Annotated in this window: 23 protein-coding genes; 11 read left to right on the top strand and 12 right to left on the bottom strand. The window is 70.1% G+C overall.

The features are described from left to right. Positions 1-78 precede the first annotated feature (78 nt). The 3 genes from ACWICD_RS06610 to ACWICD_RS06620 form a co-directional block, all read right to left on the bottom strand. Entirely contained in the window at positions 79-1,371 is a 1,293-nt protein-coding gene (locus ACWICD_RS06610) for a cytochrome P450 (RefSeq protein WP_454139711.1), read from the bottom strand. Positions 1,372-1,527: 156 nt separating this feature from the next. Then, a complete protein-coding gene (sufU, locus tag ACWICD_RS06615) occupies positions 1,528-1,971 on the bottom strand; it encodes a Fe-S cluster assembly sulfur transfer protein SufU (protein ID WP_454139712.1) in 444 nt (147 codons plus the stop codon). Continuing rightward, on the bottom strand, positions 1,968-3,242 hold the full coding sequence (locus ACWICD_RS06620; protein ID WP_454139713.1) for an aminotransferase class V-fold PLP-dependent enzyme: 1,275 nt from the start codon (positions 3,240-3,242) through the stop codon (positions 1,968-1,970). The genes sufU and ACWICD_RS06620 overlap by 4 nt, the downstream gene beginning before the upstream one ends. 108 nt (positions 3,243-3,350) lie before the next feature. Between ACWICD_RS06620 and ACWICD_RS06625 the strand changes: the two genes are divergently transcribed. Beyond that, positions 3,351-4,448, top strand: coding sequence for a VanZ family protein (locus ACWICD_RS06625; RefSeq protein ID WP_454139714.1), 1,098 nt, complete (start codon positions 3,351-3,353; stop codon positions 4,446-4,448). Between the two features lie 78 nt (positions 4,449-4,526). On the opposite strand, the gene ACWICD_RS06630 is transcribed toward ACWICD_RS06625, so the two are convergent. From ACWICD_RS06630 to ACWICD_RS06640, 3 genes are read right to left on the bottom strand one after another with little or no spacing between them, the layout of a single operon-like run. Beyond that, positions 4,527-5,747 (bottom strand): amidohydrolase, encoded by a 1,221-nt coding sequence (locus tag ACWICD_RS06630; RefSeq protein WP_454139715.1) that lies wholly within the window; start codon positions 5,745-5,747, stop codon positions 4,527-4,529. Positions 5,748-5,804: 57 nt separating this feature from the next. Continuing rightward, positions 5,805-6,809: a LacI family DNA-binding transcriptional regulator gene (locus tag ACWICD_RS06635; protein ID WP_454139716.1), complete on the bottom strand. Its 1,005-nt coding sequence runs from the start codon at positions 6,807-6,809 to the stop codon at positions 5,805-5,807. A 23-nt stretch (positions 6,810-6,832) separates the two neighbouring features. Then, positions 6,833-8,515, bottom strand: coding sequence for a glycoside hydrolase family 13 protein (locus ACWICD_RS06640; RefSeq protein WP_454139717.1), 1,683 nt, complete (start codon positions 8,513-8,515; stop codon positions 6,833-6,835). 55 nt (positions 8,516-8,570) lie between these two features. Between ACWICD_RS06640 and ACWICD_RS06645 the strand changes: the two genes are divergently transcribed. Then, complete coding sequence (locus tag ACWICD_RS06645) at positions 8,571-9,086, top strand: adenine phosphoribosyltransferase (protein WP_454139718.1); 516 nt, start codon at positions 8,571-8,573, stop codon at positions 9,084-9,086. A gap of 2 nt (positions 9,087-9,088) precedes the next feature. Here ACWICD_RS06645 and ACWICD_RS06650 read toward each other — a convergent pair whose 3' ends face one another. The 3 genes from ACWICD_RS06650 to purS are packed head-to-tail and all read right to left on the bottom strand — an operon-like array spanning position 9,089 to position 10,999. After that, positions 9,089-10,012 (bottom strand): 2-hydroxyacid dehydrogenase, encoded by a 924-nt coding sequence (locus tag ACWICD_RS06650; protein WP_454139719.1) that lies wholly within the window; start codon positions 10,010-10,012, stop codon positions 9,089-9,091. 34 nt (positions 10,013-10,046) lie between these two features. Then, on the bottom strand, positions 10,047-10,754 hold the full coding sequence (gene purQ, locus ACWICD_RS06655) for a phosphoribosylformylglycinamidine synthase subunit PurQ (RefSeq protein WP_454139720.1): 708 nt from the start codon (positions 10,752-10,754) through the stop codon (positions 10,047-10,049). Beyond that, positions 10,751-10,999 (bottom strand): phosphoribosylformylglycinamidine synthase subunit PurS, encoded by a 249-nt coding sequence (gene purS / locus ACWICD_RS06660; RefSeq protein WP_376130302.1) that lies wholly within the window; start codon positions 10,997-10,999, stop codon positions 10,751-10,753. The genes purQ and purS overlap by 4 nt, the downstream gene beginning before the upstream one ends. 296 nt (positions 11,000-11,295) lie before the next feature. Here purS and ACWICD_RS06665 point away from each other — a divergent pair, with 296 nt between their 5' ends. The 5 genes from ACWICD_RS06665 to ACWICD_RS06685 all read left to right on the top strand — a co-directional run bounded on the left by ACWICD_RS06665 (position 11,296) and on the right by ACWICD_RS06685 (position 17,159). Beyond that, positions 11,296-12,561: an ABC transporter substrate-binding protein gene (locus ACWICD_RS06665; RefSeq protein WP_376130305.1), complete on the top strand. Its 1,266-nt coding sequence runs from the start codon at positions 11,296-11,298 to the stop codon at positions 12,559-12,561. A 94-nt stretch (positions 12,562-12,655) separates the two neighbouring features. Next, positions 12,656-13,702 (top strand): carbohydrate ABC transporter permease, encoded by a 1,047-nt coding sequence (locus tag ACWICD_RS06670; RefSeq protein WP_376130724.1) that lies wholly within the window; start codon positions 12,656-12,658, stop codon positions 13,700-13,702. Beyond that, on the top strand, positions 13,699-14,616 hold the full coding sequence (locus tag ACWICD_RS06675) for a carbohydrate ABC transporter permease (RefSeq protein ID WP_454139721.1): 918 nt from the start codon (positions 13,699-13,701) through the stop codon (positions 14,614-14,616). The genes ACWICD_RS06670 and ACWICD_RS06675 overlap by 4 nt, the downstream gene beginning before the upstream one ends. A 39-nt stretch (positions 14,617-14,655) precedes the next feature. Beyond that, a complete protein-coding gene (locus tag ACWICD_RS06680; RefSeq protein WP_454139722.1) occupies positions 14,656-16,125 on the top strand; it encodes a GH1 family beta-glucosidase in 1,470 nt (489 codons plus the stop codon). Between the two features lie 20 nt (positions 16,126-16,145). Then, entirely contained in the window at positions 16,146-17,159 is a 1,014-nt protein-coding gene (locus tag ACWICD_RS06685) for a LacI family DNA-binding transcriptional regulator (RefSeq protein ID WP_376130716.1), read from the top strand. A 12-nt stretch (positions 17,160-17,171) separates the two neighbouring features. On the opposite strand, the gene ACWICD_RS06690 is transcribed toward ACWICD_RS06685, so the two are convergent. Then, positions 17,172-18,050 carry a VOC family protein gene (locus ACWICD_RS06690; protein WP_454139723.1) on the bottom strand — a complete coding sequence of 293 codons (879 nt, stop codon included), beginning with the start codon at positions 18,048-18,050 and terminating at the stop codon, positions 17,172-17,174. Between the two features lie 148 nt (positions 18,051-18,198). Then, on the bottom strand, positions 18,199-19,533 hold the full coding sequence (locus ACWICD_RS06695) for a uracil-xanthine permease family protein (protein WP_376130710.1): 1,335 nt from the start codon (positions 19,531-19,533) through the stop codon (positions 18,199-18,201). Between the two features lie 148 nt (positions 19,534-19,681). On the opposite strand from ACWICD_RS06695, the gene ACWICD_RS06700 reads away from it, so the two are divergent. Together ACWICD_RS06700 and ACWICD_RS06705 are read left to right on the top strand one after the other, a co-directional pair. Then, positions 19,682-20,500 carry an ABC transporter ATP-binding protein gene (locus ACWICD_RS06700; protein WP_376130707.1) on the top strand — a complete coding sequence of 273 codons (819 nt, stop codon included), beginning with the start codon at positions 19,682-19,684 and terminating at the stop codon, positions 20,498-20,500. After that, positions 20,482-22,059, top strand: a complete 1,578-nt coding sequence (locus ACWICD_RS06705; protein WP_454139724.1) for a hypothetical protein — start codon at positions 20,482-20,484, stop codon at positions 22,057-22,059. Before ACWICD_RS06700 ends, ACWICD_RS06705 begins: the two co-directional genes overlap by 19 nt. 1 nt (position 22,060) lies before the next feature. Here ACWICD_RS06705 and ACWICD_RS06710 read toward each other — a convergent pair whose 3' ends face one another. After that, the gene (locus tag ACWICD_RS06710; RefSeq protein ID WP_454139725.1) at positions 22,061-23,044 is read right to left on the bottom strand and encodes a phosphoribosylaminoimidazolesuccinocarboxamide synthase; all 984 of its coding nucleotides are present in this window, start codon (positions 23,042-23,044) and stop codon (positions 22,061-22,063) included. A 168-nt stretch (positions 23,045-23,212) separates the two neighbouring features. Here ACWICD_RS06710 and ACWICD_RS06715 point away from each other — a divergent pair, with 168 nt between their 5' ends. Both ACWICD_RS06715 and ACWICD_RS06720 read left to right on the top strand, forming a co-directional pair. Then, complete coding sequence (locus tag ACWICD_RS06715) at positions 23,213-23,449, top strand: type II toxin-antitoxin system Phd/YefM family antitoxin (protein WP_376130698.1); 237 nt, start codon at positions 23,213-23,215, stop codon at positions 23,447-23,449. Beyond that, entirely contained in the window at positions 23,446-23,835 is a 390-nt protein-coding gene (locus ACWICD_RS06720) for a type II toxin-antitoxin system VapC family toxin (RefSeq protein ID WP_454139726.1), read from the top strand. The genes ACWICD_RS06715 and ACWICD_RS06720 overlap by 4 nt, the downstream gene beginning before the upstream one ends. The last annotated feature ends 1 nt before the right edge of the window (position 23,836 follow it).

A 23,836-nucleotide genomic window follows, 5' to 3' on the forward strand; every position in this document is an offset into this window, starting at 1 on the left:
CCTGAGCTTGGACCGGTCCCTGAGCTTGGATCGGTCCCTGAGCTTGTCGAAGGGTCGTCGGGCTCGGCGACGTCAGCGTCAGTGGAAGGGGCAGCGGATCTTGCCGCCGGATCGGGGCTTCGTCGGCAGACGCCGTTCGTTGACGTCGAGGCCCTCGTCGAGGATCGTCAGACGCGGGTCGCTCAGGGTCGCGACCGCGGCGGCGAGTCCCGCGATCGCGAGCTTCTCGCCCGGGCAGCGGTGGCCGTCCGGAACCGACGCGCCGCCGTGCGGGACGAAGGCGGCGATCGCCTCGTAGTCGTCGACGCCGACGAAGCGATCGGGGTCGAAGGCGTCGGCGTCATTCCATGACCGGTCGTCGGTGTTCGTCCCGAGGATGTCGAGCACGACGCGGCCGCCGGCGGCGAGATGCTGCCCGTCGATCTCGACATCGGTCGTCGCCCACGCCGGCAGCATCGGAACGAAGGGCGCCGTGCGACGAATCTCCTGCGCGAACGCCGTCGCGAGCGGCCCGTGAGTGAGCGTGCCCCGCTCTTCGGTCTCTGCGGCGATGCGCTGCCGCCATTCGGGGCGATCGTGCAGCTCCTTCGCCGCGAACGCGACGAAGCGGGCGACGGCGATCATGGGCCGCATGCTGTTCTGCAGCTCGACGCCGGCCAGCTTCGGCGAGAGCCTTTCGCCCGCGGCATCCGTATGCCAGGCCCATTCGTGCAGCGCCGTGCCCTCGCGGGTCGCGAGCCGCCCGTCGCGGACGGCCTCGATGAGGCGGGGGGCGTGCCGATCCGACCAGAGCCGGTTGAGCTGCGCGAGCACGAACGACGGCGAGTAGGGAGCGCCGAAGCCGTCGACGATCTGGGCGAGGCGCGTCGCCCATCGCGTCTGCGCATCGGGGGTGCCCGGGAGCCCGGCCCAGCGCATGATGGCCCGGCCGAAGGCTCCGACCGCCGCGTCGTAGGCGCTGCGCCGACCACCCGCGAGCCACGAGTCGCGCTCGAACTGCCACTCGTGCTCGAGCAGCGGGGTCAGGCGCTCGACCTGCGCGTCTTCGTAGGCGACGTCGACGAAGGTCGCCTTGCGGTGGCGGTGCGCCGCGCCGTCGAGGCTGTGCACCGAGTCGTGGCCGAAGAGGGTCTCCTGGACGATCTTCGGCATCGCCCCGTGCCGGGCGATGCGCTCGCCGTCATAGAACAGCGCGACGCCCTCCGCCCCGCGCACGAACATCGCGTCCTTGGCGAGCAGCCGCAGGGGAGCCGATCGCGCGCCGTCGCGCACGCGCCGCCAGATGTGGGCGCTGATGCCGTAGCCCCGCACGAGCAGCGACACGCCGTCTTCGCGCAGGGGGTGGGCGGCGGACTGCTGAGTGTGTGCCATTCCGCCACGATGCCAAAGCCGCTCGGCCGGCTCCAGGGGGCGGCGCTCCCCGGGCGGGTGTGCTATCGGGCGACGGGCGTCGACAACTCCGGACGAAACTGCGCCGGCCGGGCCCAGGGGCCGGTTCGCGTCGACGGGTCCGGAGTTGTCGACGCGTCAGGCGCGGGCGAGGGCATCTTCGAGTGCGACCCACGCGAGCATGGCGCACTTCACGCGCGCGACGTACTTCGAGACGCCCGAGAGCGCGGCGGCATCCAGGTAGACGTCCTCGTCGAGGGGGATCGCGCCGCGCGAGCGCAGCGCCGTGCGGAACCCGTCGATCAGGGCGGACGCCTCGCCGACGGGCAACCCCTCGACGAGCTCGCTGAGCATCGAGGCCGACGCCTGCGAGACCGAGCAGCCGGCGCCGTCCCACGTGACATCGCGAATCGTCTCGCCGGCGTCGTCGAGCCGCACGCGCAGCGTGACGTCGTCGCCGCATACCGGATTGTGCTGGTGCGACGTCGCCGAGCGACCGTGCTCGTCGGCGAGCTCCTTGCCGCGCGGACGCTTGGAGTGGTCCAGCAGCAGCTCCTGGTACAGCGCCTCGAGGCCGCTCATGCGCCGACTCCGAAGAACCCACGCACGCCGGCGACCGCGTCGAGGAACACGTCGATGTCGTCCTCCGTCGTGAAGACGGATGCCGACGCCCGCACCGACGCCGTCAGGCCGAGTCGTGCGTGCAGGGGCTTGGCGCAGTGGTGACCCACGCGCACCGCGACGCCGCGGTCGTCGAGGAACTGCCCCACGTCGTGCGCGTGCACCCCGTCGACGTCGAACGCCGCGATCGCGATCCGCTCGACCCCTGCAGCGTCACCCAGCACCCGCACGCCGTCGATCCCACGCAGCCCCTCGAGCATGCGCTGCTCGAGCCTCCGCTCGCGGGCGTGCACGCGCGGCATCCCGAGCCCGTCGAGATAGCGCACGGCGGCAGCGAGGCCGATCGCCTGCGACACGGGCTGCGTGCCGGCTTCGAACTTCTGCGGCGGCGGCAGGAAGCCGGCCTCGTCGAGGGTCACGGTCGTCACCATCGATCCGCCCGTGAGGAAGGGCGGCAGGTCTTCGAGCACGTCGCTGCGCCCGAGCAGTCCGCCGACGCCGTACGGGCCGAGCATCTTGTGCCCGGAGAACGCCGCGAGGTCGACGCCGAGCTCGGCGAAGTCGAACGGCAGGTGCGGCACCGACTGGCACGCATCCAGCACCGTGAGCGCACCGGCGGCACGGGCGAGCGCGGCGATCTCGGCGACGGGATTGACGATGCCGAGCACGTTCGAGACGTGCGTGAAGGCGACGACGCGCGTGCGCTCGCCGATGACGGATGCCGCGACCTCGAGGTCGAGCGTGCCGTCATCGCGCACGGGGATGTGGCGCAGCACGGCGCCCGTGCGGGCGGCGAGCTCCTGCCAGGGGATGAGGTTCGCGTGGTGCTCGGTCTCGGTCACGACGAGCTCGTCGCCCGGGGCGAGGGCGAACCGCGCGCTGCCGCGCCCTGCCGTGGCGTTGCCGATCGCGTAGGCGACGAGGTTGAGGGCGGCGGTCGCGCCGCTCGTCCACACCAGCTGGTCGGGTCGCGCCCCGAGGAACCCGGCGACGGTCGAGCGGGCGTCCTCGAAGAGCTCGGTCGCCTCGGCGGCCAGCGTGTGCGCGCCGCGATGCACGGCGGAGTTCGCCCGCGTGAGGAAGTCGATCTCGGCGTCGAGCACGGCCTGCGGCTTCTGGCTCGTCGCGCCCGCATCGAGGTAGACGAGCGGCCGTCCGTTGAGGGTCTGCGACAGGATCGGGAAGTCCGCGCGCACGGCGGCGACGTCGAAGTCGGTCGTCGTGGCGCTCATCCCTCCAGGCTACGCGGGATGCCGCGCCGCGGCGCCGTCCACCGTCATTGCGTGCCGTCTCGGCCCGTGTGCGCGAAGCGCGCACGCGAGGGATGAAATGATTCTGGCGTGGACGAACAGGTCATCCTCGGCATTCTGGCCATCTTCATCGGCGCCGCCGTCGGGTTCGTCTTCTTCGTGCCCTTCGTCGCGATCAGCTATCGCCGGCGCGGAGGGCTGAGCTTCGGGCGCTTCGTGCTGTGGGCCGCGGCGCTGGTCTACTTCTGGGCGATCTGGACGTACACGCTGCTGCCGCTGCCCGATCCCGACACGATCCGCTGCGCCGGGGTGAACCTCGATCTGTTCCAGTTCGTCGACGACGTGCGCGGCGCGATGCGCCGTCCCGGCAACACGCTGACCGACCCCGCCGTCCTGCAGCTGCTGCTCAACGTGCTGCTGTTCACACCGCTCGGCTTCTTCATCCGCGTGCTCGGCGGCCGCGGCATCCTCATCGCCTTCGTCGTCGGTCTCGGTCTGTCGGCGTTCATCGAGACGACCCAGCTGACCGGCGTGTGGGGCGTCTACCCGTGCGCCTATCGGGTCTTCGACGTCGACGACATGCTGACCAACACGACGGGAGCCGTGCTCGGGTCCGTCCTGTCGCTCGTCGTCCCGAAGCGGTACCGCGGAGCGCATCGCGCGACGGATGCCGCCCTGCCGCACCCCGTCACCCGCGGGCGCCGCTTCGTCGCGATCGTGTGCGACGTCGTGGGGTTCGGCCTGCTGTACTTCACCGTCGCCATCACGACCCAGCTCGTACTGGAGTTCACGGGGCAGCGCGAAGCCCTGCTCGCCGGGCACGTCGCGTCCGTCACCGCGACGTGCGCTGCGGCCGCGATCTGGCTCATCGTCATCGTCGGAACGGGCCGGTCGATCGGCGACCTCGCCGTGCAGCTCCGCTATGGCGGTGGGCGGCTTCCGGCGCTGGTCGCGCGCCCCCTTCGCTGGGTCGGCGGAGTCAGCGGCGCGGCGCTCCTCGGGCTCCTTCCGATGCCCTGGAATCTCGCGTCGGCGGTCTTCGTCCTGCTGTCGCTGCTCGTCTTCTTCACGACGGCTTCCGGGCGGGGTCTGCCGGGGCTCCTTTCGGGGATGCGGCTCGCCGACGCCCGCGAGGATGCCGGAGCAGCATCGCGTCCTGCGGCAGCTCCTCGATCCACGTCCCCGTGATCCTCGAGAGCGCGGCCGTATCCGTCAGCGCGGCGAACGCGATCTCGTGCGACGGCTTCGCGTCGTCGAGGTAGAGCCTTACCGCCCGCCGAGGAACTCCCGTGCGGCGACGACGAGGCCGTCGACACCGTTCTCGAGGGTCGGGCGCAGCACCGGTGCGAAGAACGGCGAGTGATTCGTGGGGATGTCGCTCGCGATGGTGCCCGCCGCCGCGGCCGTCGCATACGTCTCGGGGTCGACCCCGCCCCAGAACCAGAAGACGAGGGGCGCACCGGACTCGCGGGCGAACCACGACACGTCCTCGCTGCCGGTGAACATGCCCGGATCGACGACGGTGCCCTCGCCGAACGCGCGGTCGAAGGCGAGCGTCAGCCGCGCCGTCGCGGCGTCGTCGTTGATCGTGGGGGGCAGCGAGTGGTCGGTCGCGATGATCGGCTCCTGCTCGGCTCCGGATGCCTGGGCTTCGGCGCGCACGATGCGCTCGACCTTCTCGAGCACGGCGGCGCGGGTCGTCTCGTCCGGATACCGCAGGCTCAGCTCGAGACGCGCTTCCGCCGGGATGATGTTGTTCTTCAGTCCGGCGTGGATCGAGCCGACCGTCACGACGGCGACGTCGCGCGGATCGACTTCGCGCGACACGATCGTCTGCAGCCGCATGACCGTCGCCGCCGCCATGACGACGGGGTCGATCGTCGAGTGCGGCCGTGACCCGTGGCCGCCGCGGCCGAGCAGGGTCACGGTGATGCCGTCGGATGCCGCCATCTGCGTGCCGCCCCGCACGCCGATCGTGCCCGCGGGCAGCGGCGTCACGTGCTGCCCGAGCACGATGTCGGGGTGCGGATACCGATCGAGCACGCCGTCGGCGATCATCGCCAGTGAGCCCGCGCCGTACTCCTCTGCCGGCTGGAAGACCGCGACGACGGTGCCCGACCACTCGTCCTTCGTCGAGACGAGCCGCTCGAGCGCGCCGATGAGGGCGGCCACGTGCATGTCGTGTCCGCACGCGTGCATGACGGGCACGTCGAGCCCCGCGGGGTCGACGCCCCGGGCGGTCGAGGCGTAGGCGAGACCCGTCTGCTCTTCGACGGGGAGGGCGTCCATGTCGGCGCGCAGCCACACGACGGGGCCGTCGCCGTTGCGGATCACGGTCACCAGGCCCGTGCGGCCCACGCCCTCTTCGAACTCGAGTCCGAGCTCGGTGAGGTGTTGCGCGATGACGCCGGCCGTGCGGGTCTCCTGGAACGACAGCTCGGGGTGGCGGTGCAGGTCGATGTAGAGCGCTTCGAGGTCGATGGCCATGCTGCCGAGCCTACTCACGCGACCTCGGTCGATCCCGTGACCGCCGGATGCCGCGGCTCAGCGCCGGGCGGTCGAGTCGCGCACGATGAGCTCGAACGGCAGGCGCGCGGGATCGTGGTGATCACCGGGCGCTTCGAGCTCGTCGAGGATCGCCTCTGCGGCGCGCGCCCCCTGCCCGAGCGGGAACTGGTCCACCGTCGTGAGGCGGAAGAACTCACCGTGCTCGTGGCCGTCGATGCCGATGACCGACAGGTCGTCGGGCACGCGGCATCCGAGTTCGCGGGCGGCCAGCAACGCGCCGATCGCCATCTCGTCCGACGCGGCGAAGATCGCCGTGGGTCGCTCGCCGGGCCGCTCGAGCAGGTGCCTGGCCGCGCGGAAGCCGCCCTCGATCGTGAAGTCCGCCGGCTCGTAGAGAGCGGCGCGGGCGGGGATGCCGGCATCCGAGAGCGCCTGCTCGAACCCGAGGCGGCGACGGGTGGGGATGTGGAAGTCGATGTCGAACTCGGGGCTGGCGCCGATGTGCGCGATGTCGCGGTGGCCGAGCGCGATCAGGTGCTCGGTCGCGAGTCGCGCGACCGAGACGTCGTCGACCGTGAGGGTCGTCAGGCGCGGGTTGGGTCCGCCGATCGCGATGACGGGGAGCCCGAGTTCGGCCAGCCGGTCGGTCTCGGCCTGATCGAGCTCGAGCGCGATCGCGATGACGCCGTCGACGCGCCGTCGACGCAGGAACGTCTCGAAGATCTCGTGGCGCTCGCCGCGGTCGGCCGTGAGGGAGTAGAGCGTGATGTCGTAGCCGCGGCGCATGAGCGCGGAGGCGATGCCGCTGAGCACCGTCGAGAAGAACCAGCGGTCGAGGAACGGCACGAGCACGCCGATGTTGCGGGTTCGGCCCGAGGCGAGGCTCGACGCCGACGACGAGACGACGTAGCCGAGGCTCTTCGCCGCCGTCTCGACGCGCAGACGGGTCGCGGCCGACACGTGACCGCGACCGCTCAGGGCGCGCGACACGGTCGCCGTCGAGACACCCGCCGCACGGGCGACCTCACTGATGCCGACCACGTCGTCGCTCTCTTCCGCCAGGTTCAGTCGTCGAGGAGCCAGACCGCCGTGTCGGCGGGCAGCATGCCATCCGACACGTCACCGCTCGCGACGACGACGATACCCTCCGGCATCGGGATCGGGCGAGCCGCGACGTTGGCGATGACCGTGACATTCCCGTTGCGGAATGCGACGACGCCGTCGTCGAACCCGTCGAGCCACAGGAGCGAGCCCGCACCGAGTCCGTGCGCGGCGCGGGCCGCCAGCAGTTCGCGGTAGAGCGCCAGGGTCGACTCGGGATCCGAGACCTGCACATCGCGGGCGAGCGCGGCCCATTCGGCCGGCTGCGGCAGCCACGAGGCGCCCGAGTCGCTGAAGCCGTAGGACGGGCCGTCCGCGGTCCACGGGATCGGCACGCGGCATCCGTCACGGCCGTAGCGTTCGCCGTTCGTGCGGAACCAGGTCGGGTCCTGGCGTGCGTCTGCGGGGATGTCGATGACCTCGGGCAGGCCGAGCTCTTCGCCCTGGTACACATAGGCGGAGCCGGGCAGGGCGAGCATGAGCGTCGTGGCGGCGCGCGCACGGCGCAGGCCCACCTCGGCGATCGGCTTGCCGGGCGAGTCCGGGCCGATGCCGTGCCCCTGCGGGTTGTCGGCCGTCAGGGCGAGTCGCGACGCGTGCCGCACGACGTCATGGTTCGACAGGACCCACGTGCTCGGAGCCCCGACGGCGCCGTACGCCTCGAGCGACCGCGTGATGACGTCGCGCAGCGCGGCGGCATCCCAGCCGGTCTCGAGGTAGGCGAAGTTGAACGCCTGGTGCATCTCGTCGGGACGCACCCACAGGGCGGTCTTCTCGGGCGTCGACAGCCAGGCCTCGGCGCACAGCGCGCGATCGCCGTCGTACTCCGCGAACAGCTCATGCCAGTCCCGGTATATCTCGTGGACGCCGTCCTGGCCCCAGTACGGCACCTCTTCGGCTTCGCCGCCCATCGAGCCCGCCGCGGGGTCGGGCGTGTAGTCCGGCAGACCGTCGGCTTTGACCAGTCCGTGCGCGACGTCGACGCGGAATCCGTCGACACCGCGGTCGAGCCAGAAGCGCAGGATGCGGCGGAACTCGGCGCGGACCTCATCGTTCGACCAGTCGAAATCGGGCTGCGACGAGTCGAACAGGTGCAGGTACCACTGTCCGGGCGTGCCGTCGGCCTCGACGATGCGCGTCCAGGCGGGACCGCCGAAGACCGACTCCCAGTTGTTCGGCGGCAGGTCGCTGTTCTCGCCCGTGCCGTCGCGGAACATGTAGCGGGCGCGTTCGGGGCTTCCGGGGTCTGCGGCGAGGGCCTCCTGGAACCAGACGTGCTGATCCGACGAGTGGTTCGGCACGAGATCGACGATGATGCGGATGCCGCGCGCGTGCGTCGCCGCGAGCATCGTGTCGAAGTCGGCGATGGTGCCGAACAGCGGGTCGACGTCGCAGTAGTCGGCGACGTCGTAGCCGGCGTCCTTCTGCGGGGACCGCTGGAACGGGCTCAGCCAGATCGCGTCGATGCCGAGGGTCGCAAGGTCGTCGAGCCGTGCCGTGATGCCGGGCAGGTCGCCGATCCCGTCGCCCGAGCTGTCCGAGAAGGAACGGGGGTAGATCTGATAGATCACGGCGGTGCGCCACCACTCGTTCCCCGTGGGGGAGCCGGTGAGCGCGGAGAGCTCGGTGGATTGTGTCGACGTCATCGGTCCAGGATAGTGCAAGCGCTTACATTCCCGGCGGCCCGGGTATCGTGGGCGGGTGACCGAACCCCTCGCCCGCGCCGAATCGCTCATCCGCACGATCGCGGACTACCCCGAACCGGGCGTGAAGTTCCGCGACATCACGCCGCTTCTGGCCGATGCGGCAGCCTTCCGCACCGTCATCGACGCGATGATCGATCCCTTCGAGGGGCAGTTCGACGTCGTGGCGGGTATCGAGGCGCGCGGGTTCCTGCTCGCGGGCGCGGTCGCGGCGGCGGCGGGGGTGGGTCTCGTGCCGATCCGCAAGGCGGGCAAGCTGCCTCGGCCGGCGGCATCCGTCTCGTACTCGCTCGAGTACGGCACCGCGACGATCGAAGCCCACGACGACATCGCCCCCGGAACGCGCGTGCTGCTGGTCGACGACGTGCTGGCCACGGGCGGTACCCTCCGGGCCGCGCACGAGCTCGTTCCCACGCTCGGCGGCGTCGTCGTCGCGACGAGCGTGCTCATGGAGCTCACGGCGCTCGGCGGCCGTGCCCTCGTGCCCGACACGCACGCGGTCTTCACCGCCTGAGCTCAGGTGCGGATCACGACGTTCAACGGCTCCTCGCCCGCACGCATCCGCTCGATCTGAGCGCGCAGCAGCGCCGTCATGCGCGGGCGCATGGCCGCCGACGCGCCGCCGACGTGCGGCACGATGAGCGCTCCCGGCAGCGACCACAGCGGGTGGTCGGCGGGAAGCGGCTCGGGGTCGGTCACGTCGAGGGCGGCACGCAGGCGCCCGCTCGCGACCTCGGCGACGAGCGCGTCGGTGTCGACGAGCGATCCGCGCCCGACGTTGACGACGAGCGCGCCGTCGGGCAGTGCGGCGAGGAAGGCCGCGTCGACCATGCGGCGCGTCGCGTCCCCGCCGGGCAGGGTGAGGATCACGATCTCGGTGTCGCGCAGCAGCGCGGGCAGCTCGTCGATGCCGTGCACGGCGACGCCGCTCTCGTCGCGCGCCCGAGAGGCGACGACCGTCAGCACGGTCTCGAAGGGCGCCAGGCGTGCCGCGACGGCCTTGCCCACGCCGCCGTAGCCGAGCAGCAGCACGCGGCGGTCGGCGAGGCTCCCCGTCTCTTCGGGTGCCCACCGGTGCGCGTCCTGCGCGCGCACGAACTGCGGCAGGCTGCGCTGCGAGGCGAGCGTGAGAGCGAGGGCGAGCTCGGCCGTGGACGCCTCGTGCACGGATGCCGCATTGGCGAAGACGAGTCCCGCGGGCAGAAGCCGCGCGAAGCCGTCGTATCCGATCGACTCGCCCTGCACGAGCCCGACCGAGACGCCGTGCAGCCGGTCGAGCACGCGCGTCGTGGACATGTACGGCGGCATGACGATGTCGAAGTGCGCGCGGGGCGCCGCATCTTCCATCGACCACACGACGATCTCGACGTCGTCGGGAAGGTCACGCAGATCGTCGGCGAACTCCTGCGTGGGGACACTGATGACGAGGGGGCGGCTCACCGCTCCACGATATCGAGGCGCCGGATGCCGGGGGTCAGGCGGCTGCGCCGACGACCGCGGCGACGGCCGAGGTGAAGAACGCCAGACCGTCGACGCCCGACCGCATCGCGGCGGGGGTGTTCGGTCCGAAGCCCTCTTCGACGGCGTGTTCGGGGTGCGGCATGAGACCCACGACGTTGCCGCGCTCGTTCGCGATGCCGGCGATGTCGCGCAGTGACCCGTTCGGGTTCACGCCGACATAGCGGAACGCGACGAGGCCTTCGCCCTCGAGACGGTCCAGCTCGGACTCCGAGGCGATGTAGCCGCCGTCGGCGTTCTTGAGCGGGATCGTGATCTCCTGGCCGGCCGCGAAGTCGCTCGTCCACGCCGTGTCGGCGTTCTCGACCCGCAGGCGCTGGTCGCGGCGGATGAACTGCTGGTGCGCATTGCGGATGAGGCCGCCGGGCAGCAGGTGAGCCTCGACGAGCATCTGGAACCCGTTGCAGATGCCGAGGATCGGCATGCCCTTCGCCGCGGCATCCGACACTTCGGTCATGATCGGCGCGAGGGCCGCGATCGCGCCGGCGCGCAGGTAGTCGCCGTAGCTGAAGCCTCCGGGCAGCACGAGCGCGTCGACGCCGTCGAGGTCGTGCGAGCCGTGCCAGAGGGCGACGGGTTCGGCGCCGGCGACGCGGATCGCGCGCTGCGCGTCGCGATCGTCGAGCGAGCCGGGGAAGGTGATGACGCCGATGCGGACGGTCATTCGACGACCTCGATGCCGACGACGTCTTCGATGACGGAGTTCGAGAGGATCTCGTCGGCGATGCGGCGGGCCGTCGCGAGGGTGGCCTCGTCGACCTCGCCCTCGACGGTGAGCTCGAAGCGCTTGCCGATGCGGACGCCCGTGATGGCGTCGACGCCGAGACGGCTCAGTGCACCCGACACCGCCTTCCCCTGCGGGTCCAGCAGCTCGGCCTTGGGCATGACGTCGACGACGATGGTGGGCATGACGGGGCTCCGGAATGTCGCGGGCGGGGGACCCTGACAGTCTACGGCCGCCCGCCCTCCCGCCCCCGCTCCTGACCGCGAGACTGCAACGGCGGGTCGAGACAGCGGGTGAACCCCACGGTTTCGGCGCCCCGATGCAGTCTCGCGGTCAAGGAGATCGGGGTCTTGCGCTCGTGGGAGCGCTCCCGTAGTGTGGGCGCCACTTCGATGGGACCGCTCCCACGAACGACCGGACGCCGCACCGCGACCGATCCTGCACGTAGCATCAACCGACCTGACAACACATAGGAGTGACAGTGAACACTCGAGCCATCCGCAAGGGCGCCGTGGCCGTGGCCGCCCTCTCTGCGACCGCCATGGTCCTCGCCGGCTGTTCCGGTGGCGGGGACTCGCCCGACCCCGGGGCCGACGGCGACGTGACCCTCACGCTCTCGACCTTCAACGACATGGGCTACACCGACGAACTCCTGGCCGAGTTCACCGAAGAGACCGGCATCAAGGTCGTGCACAACAAGGCCGCGACCTCGAACGACGCCCGCGCGAACTTCTTCCAGAAGCTCGGCAAGTCCGGCCTCGGCGATGTCGAAGCCGTCGAGATCGACTGGTTCACCGAGATGATGCAGTACTCCGACCTCGTCGCGCCCGTCCCCGACGACCTGAGGGGCCGCTGGCTCGACTGGAAGGAAGCCGCCGCGACCGACGCCGACGGCAACCTCGTCGCGTACGGCACCGACATCGGACCGCAGGCCGTCTGCTACCGCGGCGACCTGTTCGAAGCGGCCGGCCTGCCCAGCGACCGCGAAGCCGTCGCCGAGCTCTTCCCCACGTGGGACGCCTTCTTCGAGGTCGGCGCCGACTACGTCGCCCAGACCGGCACGCCGTTCATCGATTCGGCCAACTCCGTGCTGCAGGGCCTGGTGAACCAGCTCGAGTTCGCGTACGAAGAGCCCGACGGCGCCATCATCGCCGCCGAGAACCCTGAGATCCGCGCCGCCTACGAGACCGTCGTCGACCAGGCGATCCCGATCTCGGCCTTCCCCGGCCAGTGGAGCGACGACTGGTACGCGGCCATGGCCGGCGGCGAGTTCGCCGCCATGCTCTGCCCGCCGTGGATGCACGGCATCATCGCGGGCGAAGCGCCCGAGGTCACGGGCTGGGATGTCGCCGACGCCTTCCCCGAGGGCGGTGGCAACTGGGGTGGCTCGTACCTCGTCGTCCCGGCCAACGGCGCGAACGTCGAGGCGGCGCAGCAGCTCGCCGACTGGCTGACCGCACCCGAGACGCAGATCAAGGCGTTCGTGAACGCGGGCACCTTCCCGAGCCAGCTCGAGGCGCAGACGAGCACCGACCTGACCGGCTACGTCAACGAGTACTTCAACGACGCGCCGACCGGCGAGATCGGCATCGAGCGCGCCAACGCGATCACCGTGTCGACCTACAAGGGACCGAAGTACTTCCAGTTCCACGACGCGCTGCAGAACGCCGTCACCCGCGTCTTCGACGGTCTCGAAGACAAGGAGAAGGCCTGGGACACGTGGCTCACCGAGATCTCGGCATTCTGACCCGGTCGCTGACCGATTGACCGGCGGGGGGGATGCCACCACGCGGCATCCGCCCCCGCTTCTGCCCCTCCGACGACGACGACGAAGGACGATTGTGACCGCGACGGATACCACCGGAACGAGGGCCGCCGCCCCCGCTCCGGCGAGGCCACCCCGAGTGATCTCGTTCTCCCATCGGCTGAGCCGCTGGGACCTGAAGATCTCGCCCTACCTGTACATCTCGCCGTTCTTCATCATGTTCGCGATCGTCGGGCTGTTCCCGATCGCCTACACCGCCGTCATCTCGTTCATGGACTGGGATCTCGTGCGCAACTCCGGCGAGTTCGTCGGGTTCGACCAGTACGTCTGGATCCTCACGCAGCCGCACTTCTGGACGGCGATGCGCAACACGTTCAGCATCTTCCTGCTGTCCTCGATCCCGCAGCTCATCCTCGCCGTCTTCATCGCGGCCGTGCTCGATCGCAACATCCGCGCGAAGACGTTCTGGCGCATGAGCGTGCTTGTGCCTTTCGTCGTCGCCCCCGTCGCCGTCGGCCTCATCTTCAACGCGATCTTCGCCGACCAGTCGGGCCTGGCGAACTCGTGGCTCGGCACGATCGGCATCTCTGCGATCCCGTGGCACGTCGATCCGTTCTGGAGCCATGTCGCGATCGCGACGATGGTCAACTACCGCTGGACCGGCTACAACGCTCTCATCCTGCTCGCGGCGATGCAGGCCGTGAACCGCGACTACTACGAGGCGGCCACCGTCGACGGAGCCGGTCCGATCCGCCAGTTCTTCAGCATCACGCTCCCCTCGCTCAAGCCGACCCTCATCTTCGTCATCATCACGTCGACGATCGGGGGGCTGCAGATCTTCGACGAGCCGCGCGTGTTCGACCAGTTCGGTCGCGGCGGAGCGGGGCAGCAGTGGCTCACGGTCACCCTGTATCTCTATGACATCGGCTGGGGGCAGTGGAACTTCGGCCGCGCGGCAGCGATGGCGTGGATCCTGTTCCTCGTCATCCTGCTCATCGGACTCGTGAACCTGCTCGTCACGCGCACCCTGCTGCGCGATGAGGGGCTGCGCTCCGAACTCACCAAACGACAACTGCGCGAACGCGCGCGAGAAGCGAAGAAGAACGTGGGGGCCCGGTCATGAGCACTCTCGGCACACCCACCCCGCTCGCCGTCGTGGAAGAGAGCATCCCGAACGCCCGCAGGCGACGCCGCGGCGCGAAGACGACGCGCATCCGCGGAGCGCGGCCGGGCTTCTGGGCGTACGCGACGCTCGGGGTCGTGTTCCTCTCGGCGATCTTCCCGCTCTACTGGTCGTTCATCATCGGCTCGGGCGACGCGACGACGCTGCGTCAGCCGTTCCCGTGGATCCCGGGCGGCAACTTCATCGACAACGCCATCTCGGTCGTCACCAATCCGGCCGTGAACTTCTGGGGCGCCCTGTGGAACTCCATCTACAGCTCGTTCCTCATCGCCGCTGCCGTCGTGATCACCTCGACCCTCGCCGGGTGGGCGTTCGCGAAGCTGCGGTTCCACGGCGGTGCGGGCCTGCTCGTCTTCGTCGTCGCGACGATGGCCGTGCCGCAGCAGCTCGGCGTCGTGCCGCTGTACATCCTGTTCTCCGAGCTCGGCTGGACGGGTGAGATCGGCGCGATCATCATCCCGGCCCTCACGAGCGCCTTCGGCGTGTTCTGGATGACGCAGTACCTGCGCCAGGCCGTGCCGAACGAGCTCATCGAGGCCGCGCGCGTCGACGGCGCGACGATGTTCCGCACCTTCCTCACGGTGGGTCTGCCCGCCGCGCGCCCGGCCGCCGCGATGCTGTTCCTCTTCACCTTCGTCGGTGCGTGGAACAACTTCTTCTGGCCGTTCATCGTGCTCGACCGCCAGAACCCGACCCTGCCGGTGGCGCTGTCGCTCCTGCAGTCCAACTACTTCGTCGACTACTCCGTCGTGCTCGCCGGCGTCGTGCTCGCCACCATCCCGCTCCTGCTGCTGTTCATCTTCGCGGGCAAGCAGCTCGTGAGCGGCATCATGGCCGGCGCCGTGAAGGGATAGCCCACCGTGACCACCGCAGAAAGATTGGATCCCGTTCGCATGACCGCGTCCGCGTCTCGCCCGTTCCCGACGGACTTCTTGTTCGGAGCGGCCACCGCTGCCTACCAGATCGAGGGCGCCGCCTTCGAAGACGGCCGCCAGGCCTCGATCTGGGACACCTTCAGCCGAGTCCCCGGCGCCGTCGTCGACGCCGACAACGGCGACGTGGCGTGCGACCACTACCACCGGTACGCCGACGACGTGGCGCTCATGAAGCGCATGGGCTTGCAGACCTACCGGTTCTCGACGTCGTGGGCCCGCGTCACCCCCGACGGTGCCACCCTCAACCCGAAGGGCCTCGACTTCTACTCGCGCCTCGTCGATGAGCTGCTCGGCGCCGGCATCCTGCCCTGGCTGACGCTCTATCACTGGGACCTGCCGCAGGCGCTGCAGGACCGCGGCGGCTGGGCCTCACGCGAGACGAGCGAGCGGTTCGTCGACTACGCGCTCGCGATGCACGACACGCTCGGCGACCGGGTCGGGGTGTGGACGACCCTCAACGAACCGTGGTGCTCGTCGTTCCTGTCGTACACGGCGGGTGCCCACGCGCCCGGCCACCGCAGCATCGAAGAGGGGCTGCTCGCCTCCCACCACCTGCTGCTCGGACACGGGCTCGCCCTTCGCGAGCTGCGCGCCCGCGACGCATCGCTCGACCTCGGCATCACGCTCAATCTCACGGTGGCGGATGCCGCTGACCCGGCCGACGCCCGTGACGTCGACGCTGCCCGTCGCATCGACGGGCAGTTCAACCGGTGGTTCCTCGACCCGATCTACCGCGAGGCGTACCCCGCCGACGTCGTCGAGGACATCCGCGCCGTCGACGCGGAGGCCGTCGCCGCGTTCGAGACAGCCGTGCGCCCCGGAGACCTCGAGGCGATCTCGAGCCCCTTCGACACGCTGGGCGTGAACTACTACCACGGCGAACTCGTGGGCGGCACGCCGGGGTCGGTAGCGGTGCCGTCCGGCAATCCCGACATCGACCGGCCCACGGCCTCCCCCTTCCCGTCGCACGACGGCATCCACTGGCATGAGCGGGGTCTGCCGCGCACGGCACAGAACTGGGAGGTCCAGCCCGAAGGGCTCACGCGCCTGCTCACCCGGGTGTGGGAGGAGTACGCGAAGGATGCCGGCACGGTGCTCTACGTCACCGAAAACGGCGCGGCCTACGACGACGAACCCGTGCGCGAGGGCGAGGCCCTGCGCGTCGCCGACGTCGAGCGCACCGAGTTCGTGCGCTCCCACCTCGCGGCGGTCCTCGATGCCGTGGATTCCGGCGCCGACGTGCGCGGCTTCTTCTACTGGTCGCTGCTGGACAACTTCGAGTGGGCGTGGGGCTACGACAAGCGGTTCGGCATCGTGCACGTCGACTACGACACGCAGGAGCGCACCATCAAGGACAGCGGCCGCGAGTACATGCGCATCATCGCCGCGCGCGCGCTGGATGCGGCGCCGGTGGGCGCGGCATCCTGATCATCGAGGAGAATCAACGGATGAGCACGGAAGCGATGCGCGGCTCGGTCACGATCGAAGAGGTCGCCGCCGCGGCGGGGGTCTCGCGGTCGACCGTGTCGCGCGTCGTGAACGGCTCGACGGCGGTGAGCCCAGAAGCATTGGATGCCGTCACCCGAGCGATCGCCGAGCTCAACTACGTGCCCAACCGAGCCGCGCGTTCACTCGCGAGCAGGCAGACGCACGCCGTCGCCCTCATCGTCCCCGAAGACACGACACGCTTCTTCGGCGACCCGTTCTTCGCCGCGATCGTGTCGGGCATCAACGCGCGACTGAGTCGTTCGGATTTCGTGCTCAACCTCTTCATCGCCAGCGACGACCCCGGCGACAAGACGACGAGCTACGTGCGCAGCGGCGCGGTGGACGGCGCCATCATCGTCTCGCACCACACGAGCGACACATTCATCGACCGCATCGCGTCGGCCGTGCCCGTCGTGTACGGCGGTCGCCCGGCGCGGGAGCGTGACCGCGACTACTACGTCGACGTCGACAACACGTCGGGGGCGCGCATCGCGACGGAGCATCTCATCGACGCCGGTCGGCGCCGGATCGCGACGATCACGGGACCGCGCACGATGCCGGCGGGGATCGACCGGCTCGACGGGTTCCTCGCGGCGCTCGCCCGCCGCGGCCTCGATCCCGTCGCTGTCGAGGACGGCAACTTCACCGCCGACGGGGGCGCGGCCGCGATGCGGCGCATCCTGTCAGCGGGTTCTGCGCCCGACGCGGTGTTCATCGCGAGCGACCTGATGGCGCGGGGCGCGCTGAGCGTGCTCGGGGCTGCCGGGCTGCGCGTGCCCGAAGACATCGCGATCGTCGGGTTCGACGATTCGCCCGTCGCGACCTCGGTCGTGCCGCAGCTCACGACGATGCGTCAGCCGTCGTTCGCGCAGGGGGAGCAGATGGCCGGCATCCTGCTCGATCTGCTCGCGGGCCGGCAGCCGCAGCACGTCACGATCCTCGAGACCGACCTCATCATCCGCGACTCCGTCTGACCTGCGGTCGCTTCAGGAGCGGGCGGGCTCCGGGGCCGTCGCGTGCAGCGCGTTGTTCCACGGATCGTCGAAGCTCAGCGTGCGGCCGTCGTCGCGCGTCGCGACACCCGCGAACGCGAGTCGCTCCCCGAGCTCGCCCAGGGCATCGTCGTGGGGAAGCGCCAGATCCACGCGTCCGAGGCCGAGTGCCGGCATCCGCGGACCCGCGCCGCGCGAGTTCCAGACGTTCATCGCCATGTGGTGGTGGTACCCGCCGGCGCTGACGAACAGCGCCTGGTTGCCCATCTGCGTCGTGACGTCGAACCCGAGCGCGTCGACGTAGAACGCGCGCGCCGTCGCGACATCGCCCACCGAGAGGTGCACGTGACCGATCGTCGCCGCCTGCGCGCCGGTCGAGCCGAGGGCGGCCTGCTCGGTGAGGTGCTGCTCGAGGAACGCGTTCGGATCGAGGTGCAGCGTCGCCATCTCGACCTCACCGTGCACCCACGACCACTCGCTGCGGTCGCGGTCCCAGTAGAGCTCGATGCCGTTGCCCTCGGGGTCGGTCATGTAGAACGCCTGGCTGACGAGGTGGTCGGCGGAGCCGGTGAACGTGCCGGGGGCGTGCCGCGCGACGCTGTACAGCGCCGCCGCGAGGGCCTCCTGCGTCTCGAAGAGAATCGCCGTGTGGAACAGGCCCGCCGATCCCGGCGCCGCGTGGCGCAGTGCGGGGTCCCGGCGCAACACGATGAGGGGCAGCCCGGCGCGACCGAGCGTCGCCGTCTCACCCTCGGTCGACAGGAGTTCGAGCGTCACGACGTCGCGGTAGTACGCCGTCATCGCGTCGAGGTCGCCCACCATGAGGGTGACGGGCCCCATGGCCGTGTCCGAGGCAAGTCGTGGTGCATTCATGTGCATAGACAACCCGCATCCCCCCGTTCTCATTCCCCGCGCCCGCAATGACCGCGAGACTGCATCGGGAGGCCGAAACAGCGGGTGGAACCCACGGTCTCGCCTTCCCGTTGCAGTCTCGCGGGTGAGGGGGCGCGTGTCGAGAGCGTCAGCGGACGGGGGCGTCCTCGGGGTCGCCGCCGAGCGGGCCGACGGCCGGGATCGGGCCGCCGTCGTCGGCGCCGGTCTTGCGCCAGCGCGCGATCGCGTTGCCCAGGTGGTAGATCAGCAGCGCCGCGGCGGCACCGACCACGATCGCGCCGAGCTGGAAGTCGCCCCACTCCATCGTGAAGCCCGCGATCGCGATGACGAGCGCGACGGCACCGGTGTACTGGTTGACGGGGCGCGAGAAGTCGACGCGGTTGTCGACCCAGATCTTGATGCCGATGATGCCGATCAGGCCGTACAGCGCGGTCGTCACGCCGCCCAACACGCCGGCGGGGATCGAGTTGAACAGCGCCCCGACCTTCGGCGACATCGCGAGCAGGATCGCCACGACACCGGCGACCCAGTAGGCGGCCGTCGAGTACACGCGCGTCGCAGCCATGACGCCGATGTTCTCGCCGTACGTCGTCGTGCCCGATCCGCCGAAGAAGCCCGCGAGCGTCGTCGCGGCACCGTCGGCGATGAGCGCACGACCCGTGTGCTTGTTGACCGCCGGGGTGGTCATCGTGGCGACACCGCGCACGTGTCCGACGTTCTCGGCGATGAGCACGAGCACGACGGGCAGGAACATCGCGATGGCGCTCCATGTGCCCGGTGAGGCGAAGTCGGCGATGTGGAACTCCGGCAGACCGATCCACGCGGCTTCCTCGAGCGCCGAGAAGTCGACTTCGCCGAAGATGAGCGCCGCGACGTAGCCGACGATGACGCCGAGGAAGATCGAGATCCGCCCGAGGAACCCGCGGAACAGCACGCTGAACAGGATGACCGCGACGAGCGTGATGGTCGCCGTGCCCGGCTGCAGCTGGAAGTTCGACCACGCGACGGGGGCCAGGTTGAACCCGATGAGCGCGACGATCGCGCCCGCGACGACGGGCGGCATGAACCGATCGACCCACCCCAGGCCCGCGAACTGCACGATGAACCCGACGACCGCCAGCAGCACGCCGACGGCGACGATGCCCGCGAGCGCGGACCCCATCCCGGCCGTCGCGGTCGCCGCCGTGACCGGCGCGATGAAGGCGAACGACGAGCCCAGGTAGCTGGGCAGCTTGTTCTTCGTGATGATCAGGAACAGCAGCGTGCCGATTCCCGAGAACAGCAGTGTCGTCGGCACCGGGAAGCCGGTCAAGACGGGCACGAGGAACGTCGCCCCGAACATCGCGACGACGTGCTGCGCCCCGATCGCGATCGTCGCGGGCCAGTTCAGTCGCTCGTCGGGGGCGACGACCTTTCCGGGTTCGACGTTCCGGCCGTTGCCGTGCAGTTTCCACAGGGCCATGGGGCGCTCCTTGCGCTCGATTCGATTTTGCTCGCCTCACCTTAGCGAGCACGGCGCGGCGAGATCGGCAACCGCGCACGAGTTCGAAAGGCTGGTGGATGCCGCAGGCCTCTGCCCGCGGCATCCGAGATGTGTGACGGAGTCGATCTTGACCGAACCAGTCCCGCCCGGCACGCCGCCGGTCCCGCCGATTCCCGCCCCCGGACCCGTGGACGGCGCGGCCCTTCAGCTGAACGGACTGCACAAGCGGTTCGGCGAGAAGGTCGCCGTCGAGGGGATCACCCTCACGGTGCCGACCGGTTCGTTCTATGGCCTCGTCGGCCCCAACGGCGCGGGCAAGACCACGACCCTCTCGATGGCGACGGGCCTGCTCGTTCCCGATGCCGGGCAGGCGCTCGTGCACGGCGTCGACGTGTGGCGCGAGCCCGTGCGGGCGAAGGCGATGCTCGGCAACCTCGCCGACGGCGTCAAGCTCTTCGACCGGCTCACCGGCGAGCAGCTCGTCACCTACAACGGTCTGCTCTTCGGCCTGCCGCACGACGAGGTCGCGCGGCGCACGCACGACCTCCTCGCCCTCATGGACATGACGGATGCCGCCGGCACGATGGTCGTGGATTACTCGGCCGGCATGACCAAGAAGATCGCGCTGGCGTGCGCGCTCGTGCATGCGCCGCGACTGCTCGTGCTCGACGAGCCGTTCGAGTCGGTCGACCCGGTCTCGGCAGCCAACATCCAGGACATCCTCACCGGCTACGTGCGCTCGGGCGGCACGGTCATCGTCTCGAGCCACTCGATGGACCTCGTGCAGCGCACGTGCGACCACGTCGCGATCATCGCCGCCGGGCGTTTGCTCGTCGCCGGCACGGTCGACGAAGTGCGCGCCGGACAGTCGCTGCAGGACCGCTTCGTCGACCTCGTCGGCGGCCGTCGCCACACGGAAGGGCCCGAATGGTTGCGACACTCCTGAAGCTGCGCTTCCGGGTTCTCGGCAACCAGCTCGCCCGCAGTCCGTGGCAGCTCGTCGGGTTCATCTTCGGCGCGCTGTACGGCCTGGGGGTGCTGCTCGGTGCGATCGTCGGCCTGGTCGTGCTCGGGTTCGGACCGCTCGACCTCGCAACGAGCGTCATCGTCGGGGCGGGATCGCTCGTGACGCTCGGGTGGGTGCTGGGACCGCTCATCGTGTTCGGCGTCGACGCGACGCTCGACCCCGAACGGCTCGTCGTCTTTCCGATGTCGCTGCGGCGGATGATGGTCGCGCTGACGCTGGCCGGAGTGTGCGGCATCCCGGGGATCGTGACCTCGGTCGCCGCGCTCGGCACGTTCGCGACGTGGATCCACTGGCCCCTCGCGCTCGCCGCCGCCGTCGTGTGCGTGCCGCTGGCCGTGCTGACCGCCGTCGTCGCGTCGCGTGCGGTCGCCTCGCTCGTGTCGGGCCTGGGCGGCAGGCGCCGGCTGCGTGAGGCGTCGGGTGTGCTCGTGCTCGTTCCGCTCATGCTCGCGGGACCCATCGTCGCGGGCGTCGCGACCGGGTTCGCGCTCAACGTCGACACGCTGCTCGTCGCGATCCGCGTACTGGGGTGGACCCCTGTCGGAGCGGCCTGGGCCGTGCCAGGCGATGTCGCGGCAGGGGACTGGCTCGCCGCCGCCGTGAAGCTCGTCATCGCTCTCGCGACGCTCGGCCTGCTGTGGGCGCTGTGGCGCTGGTCGCTCGCCGCGTCGCTCGCCAATCCCCGGTCGAGTTCCGCCGCGACGGTCGCCGCGGGCAGGATCGGCCTGTTCGGACGCGTGCCGACGGGCCCTGCCGGAGCCGTCTTCGCGCGATCGCTCACCTACTGGCTGCGCGATCCGCGCTACCTGCGTCAGCTCATCGTCGTGCCGCTCGTGCCCGTGCTGCTGTGGTTCTATCTGCGTGACGGCGACGTGGCGAACGGTCTGAGCTTCGCGGCGCCCCTCATCGCGCTCGTCATCGGCATCGTCGTGTACGCGGACATCTCGTACGACGGCACGGCGTTCGGTACCGAGCTCGCCTCGGGCGTCAGCGGCCGCGCCGACCGTGCCGGACGCATCCTCGCCGCGGGCGTCGTCGCCGTGCCGCTCGTGCTGCTCGCGGCCGTGCTGCCGTTCTTCTTCTCGGGCAACTGGACGCAGCTGCCCGGAATCCTCGGAATGTCGCTCGGGATCCTCCTGACCGGGTACGGCGTGTGCGCCGTGACGAGTGCGCAGATCGTCGTTCCGGTCGCCGGCTCGGGGGACAACCCCTTCAAGAAGGTGCCCGGCACGACTTTTCTGCAGAGTCTCGTCTTCTTCGGGGTCTGGCTCGTGTCGATCGTGCTCGCGGCCCCGGCGATCGTCGTCGGGCTCATCGGGTTCTTCACGGACAGCGCGCTGCTCAGCTGGATCGCGGGCGTCGTGGGTGTCGTGCTCGGGGCGGTGTTCGTGGTCGTCGGCGTTCTGATCGGCGGGCGGATCCTCGACCGATCCGGCCCGGCGCTGCTCTCGCGGCTGAAGGCGATGAAGAACGCGTGACTCAGGCGCCGGTGAGGCGCTCGAGCAGTTCGCGATAGCGGGCGGACGTGCGCTCGGCGATCTCGGCGGGAAGCGCGGGGGGCTCACCCGTCTTGCCCTCCCCACGCCCACTCGACGCATCGCTTGCGCGCTGCGCCGAGCCTCCGGGCGCGTGGGCCCAGTTCGCGGCGAGCCAGTCGCGCACGATCTGCTTGTCGAAGCTCGCCATGCGCTCGGCCGGAGTCGCGCCGTTGGCCCACGCCGCGGCATCCCAGTACCGAGACGAGTCGCTCGTGAGCACCTCGTCGGCGAGGGTCATGACGCCGTCACCGTCGAGGCCGAACTCGAACTTCGTGTCGGCGAGGATGAGCCCGCGCTGCTCGGCCGTGCGCGCGGCGCGTTCGTAGATCTCGAGTGACAGGTCGCGCAGCAGTTCGGCGCGCTCGTTGCCGACGAGCTGGACGGTCTGCTCGAACGAGATGTTCTCGTCGTGCTCGCCCAGCGGCGCCTTGTACGCGGGGGTGAAGATGGGTGCGGGCAGACGGTCGCCGTTGGACAGACCCTCGGGCAGGCGGATGCCGCAGACCGTGCCGCTTTCGACGTACTCGGCCCAGCCCGACCCGGTCAGGTAGCCGCGCACGACGCATTCGATCGGCTGCATGTCGAGGTTCTTGACGATCATGGACCGGCCGGCGACGGCCTCGGGGATGAGGTCGAGCGCCGTGTCATCGGCACCGAGCACATGGGACGCCGCGAGATGATTCGGGATGCTACGACCCCCGTCGGCCCCGGCGAGCATGTCGAACCACCACAGGCTGAGGGTCGTGAGCAGCACCCCCTTGTCAGGGATGCCGGGCGAGAGCACGTGGTCGAACGCGCTGACGCGATCGCTCGCGACCACCAGCATCCGCCCCTCGGACGCCGTCGGCGAGTCGGGTTCGTACAGGTCGCGCACCTTGCCCGAGTACACGTGGTGCCAGCCGGGCAGATCGAGGGGCTTCGTCACGCGCCCATTATCCCGGACGCGGTGCAACGGCCAGACCCGGATGCCACGGAGTCAGAGGGATCCCAAGCGTGCTCGGCCGGCGAACGCGATGCCTGGACCGGGTCGATGAAAGACCCCGGTGGTCACCGAGTCTAGCTAAGTCCGACTAACCTGGATAAGGTGGAGCGCATGGCGCAGGTGAACATTCACGAAGCGAAGTCGCAGCTGTCGGCGTTGATCGTGCGCGTGCTCGCGGGGGAGGAGATCACGATCGCTCGAGCCGGCACCCCTGTCGTCGACATCGTTCCGCATCGCGAGGTCCGCATCGTCTTCGGGCTCGGCGCCAGCGAGGCCGAGCACGACCCGCAGCTGTTCGACGGGATCGACGCCGAGATCTCCGACATGTTCTACCGGGTCGACGCGTGATCCTGCTCGATACCAACGCGTTGCTCTGGCTCTACCGCGACAGCGCTGACCTCGGCGCGCAGAGCCGCAGTCGGATCGCGACGGCCCCGCGGGTGCACTACTCCTCGGCGACGGTCATGGAGATCACGATCAAGCACATGCTGGGCCGGCTTCCTCTGCCCGGCGGGCAGAGCTTTCCTGGCGTCTTCGCCAGGTCCGGACTCACTGAGCTGCCGTTCACCGTCGACCACGCGGCGGCGATGGCGCGGTTCCCCGCGCTGGCGCGTCACGACCCCTTCGATCGGATGCTGCTCGCCCAGGCATCGAGCGAGTCGTTCGAGCTGCTGACGTCCGACGCGGTGCTGCTCGGGCTGGGTGCGTCGTGGATCCACGACGCACGGCGCTGAG

This window comes from Microbacterium sp. NPDC055357 (assembly GCF_053644835.1).

What these genes read in the sequence shown, in the direction of transcription:
- ACWICD_RS06610 (WP_454139711.1), bottom strand. Translation starts at nt 1,371, where the DNA reads ATGGCACACACTCAGCAGTCCGCCGCCCACCCCCTGCGCGAAGACGGC.
- sufU (WP_454139712.1), bottom strand. Translation starts at nt 1,971, where the DNA reads ATGAGCGGCCTCGAGGCGCTGTACCAGGAGCTGCTGCTGGACCACTCC.
- ACWICD_RS06620 (WP_454139713.1), bottom strand. Translation starts at nt 3,242, where the DNA reads ATGAGCGCCACGACGACCGACTTCGACGTCGCCGCCGTGCGCGCGGAC.
- ACWICD_RS06630 (WP_454139715.1), bottom strand. Translation starts at nt 5,747, where the DNA reads ATGGCCATCGACCTCGAAGCGCTCTACATCGACCTGCACCGCCACCCC.
- ACWICD_RS06640 (WP_454139717.1), bottom strand. Translation starts at nt 8,515, where the DNA reads ATGACGTCGACACAATCCACCGAGCTCTCCGCGCTCACCGGCTCCCCC.
- purQ (WP_454139720.1), bottom strand. Translation starts at nt 10,754, where the DNA reads ATGACCGTCCGCATCGGCGTCATCACCTTCCCCGGCTCGCTCGACGAT.
- purS (WP_376130302.1), bottom strand. Translation starts at nt 10,999, where the DNA reads ATGCCCACCATCGTCGTCGACGTCATGCCCAAGGCCGAGCTGCTGGAC.
- ACWICD_RS06675 (WP_454139721.1), top strand. Translation starts at nt 13,699, where the DNA reads ATGAGCACTCTCGGCACACCCACCCCGCTCGCCGTCGTGGAAGAGAGC.
- ACWICD_RS06680 (WP_454139722.1), top strand. Translation starts at nt 14,656, where the DNA reads ATGACCGCGTCCGCGTCTCGCCCGTTCCCGACGGACTTCTTGTTCGGA.
- ACWICD_RS06685 (WP_376130716.1), top strand. Translation starts at nt 16,146, where the DNA reads ATGAGCACGGAAGCGATGCGCGGCTCGGTCACGATCGAAGAGGTCGCC.
- ACWICD_RS06690 (WP_454139723.1), bottom strand. Translation starts at nt 18,050, where the DNA reads ATGAATGCACCACGACTTGCCTCGGACACGGCCATGGGGCCCGTCACC.
- ACWICD_RS06695 (WP_376130710.1), bottom strand. Translation starts at nt 19,533, where the DNA reads ATGGCCCTGTGGAAACTGCACGGCAACGGCCGGAACGTCGAACCCGGA.
- ACWICD_RS06705 (WP_454139724.1), top strand. Translation starts at nt 20,482, where the DNA reads ATGGTTGCGACACTCCTGAAGCTGCGCTTCCGGGTTCTCGGCAACCAG.
- ACWICD_RS06715 (WP_376130698.1), top strand. Translation starts at nt 23,213, where the DNA reads ATGGCGCAGGTGAACATTCACGAAGCGAAGTCGCAGCTGTCGGCGTTG.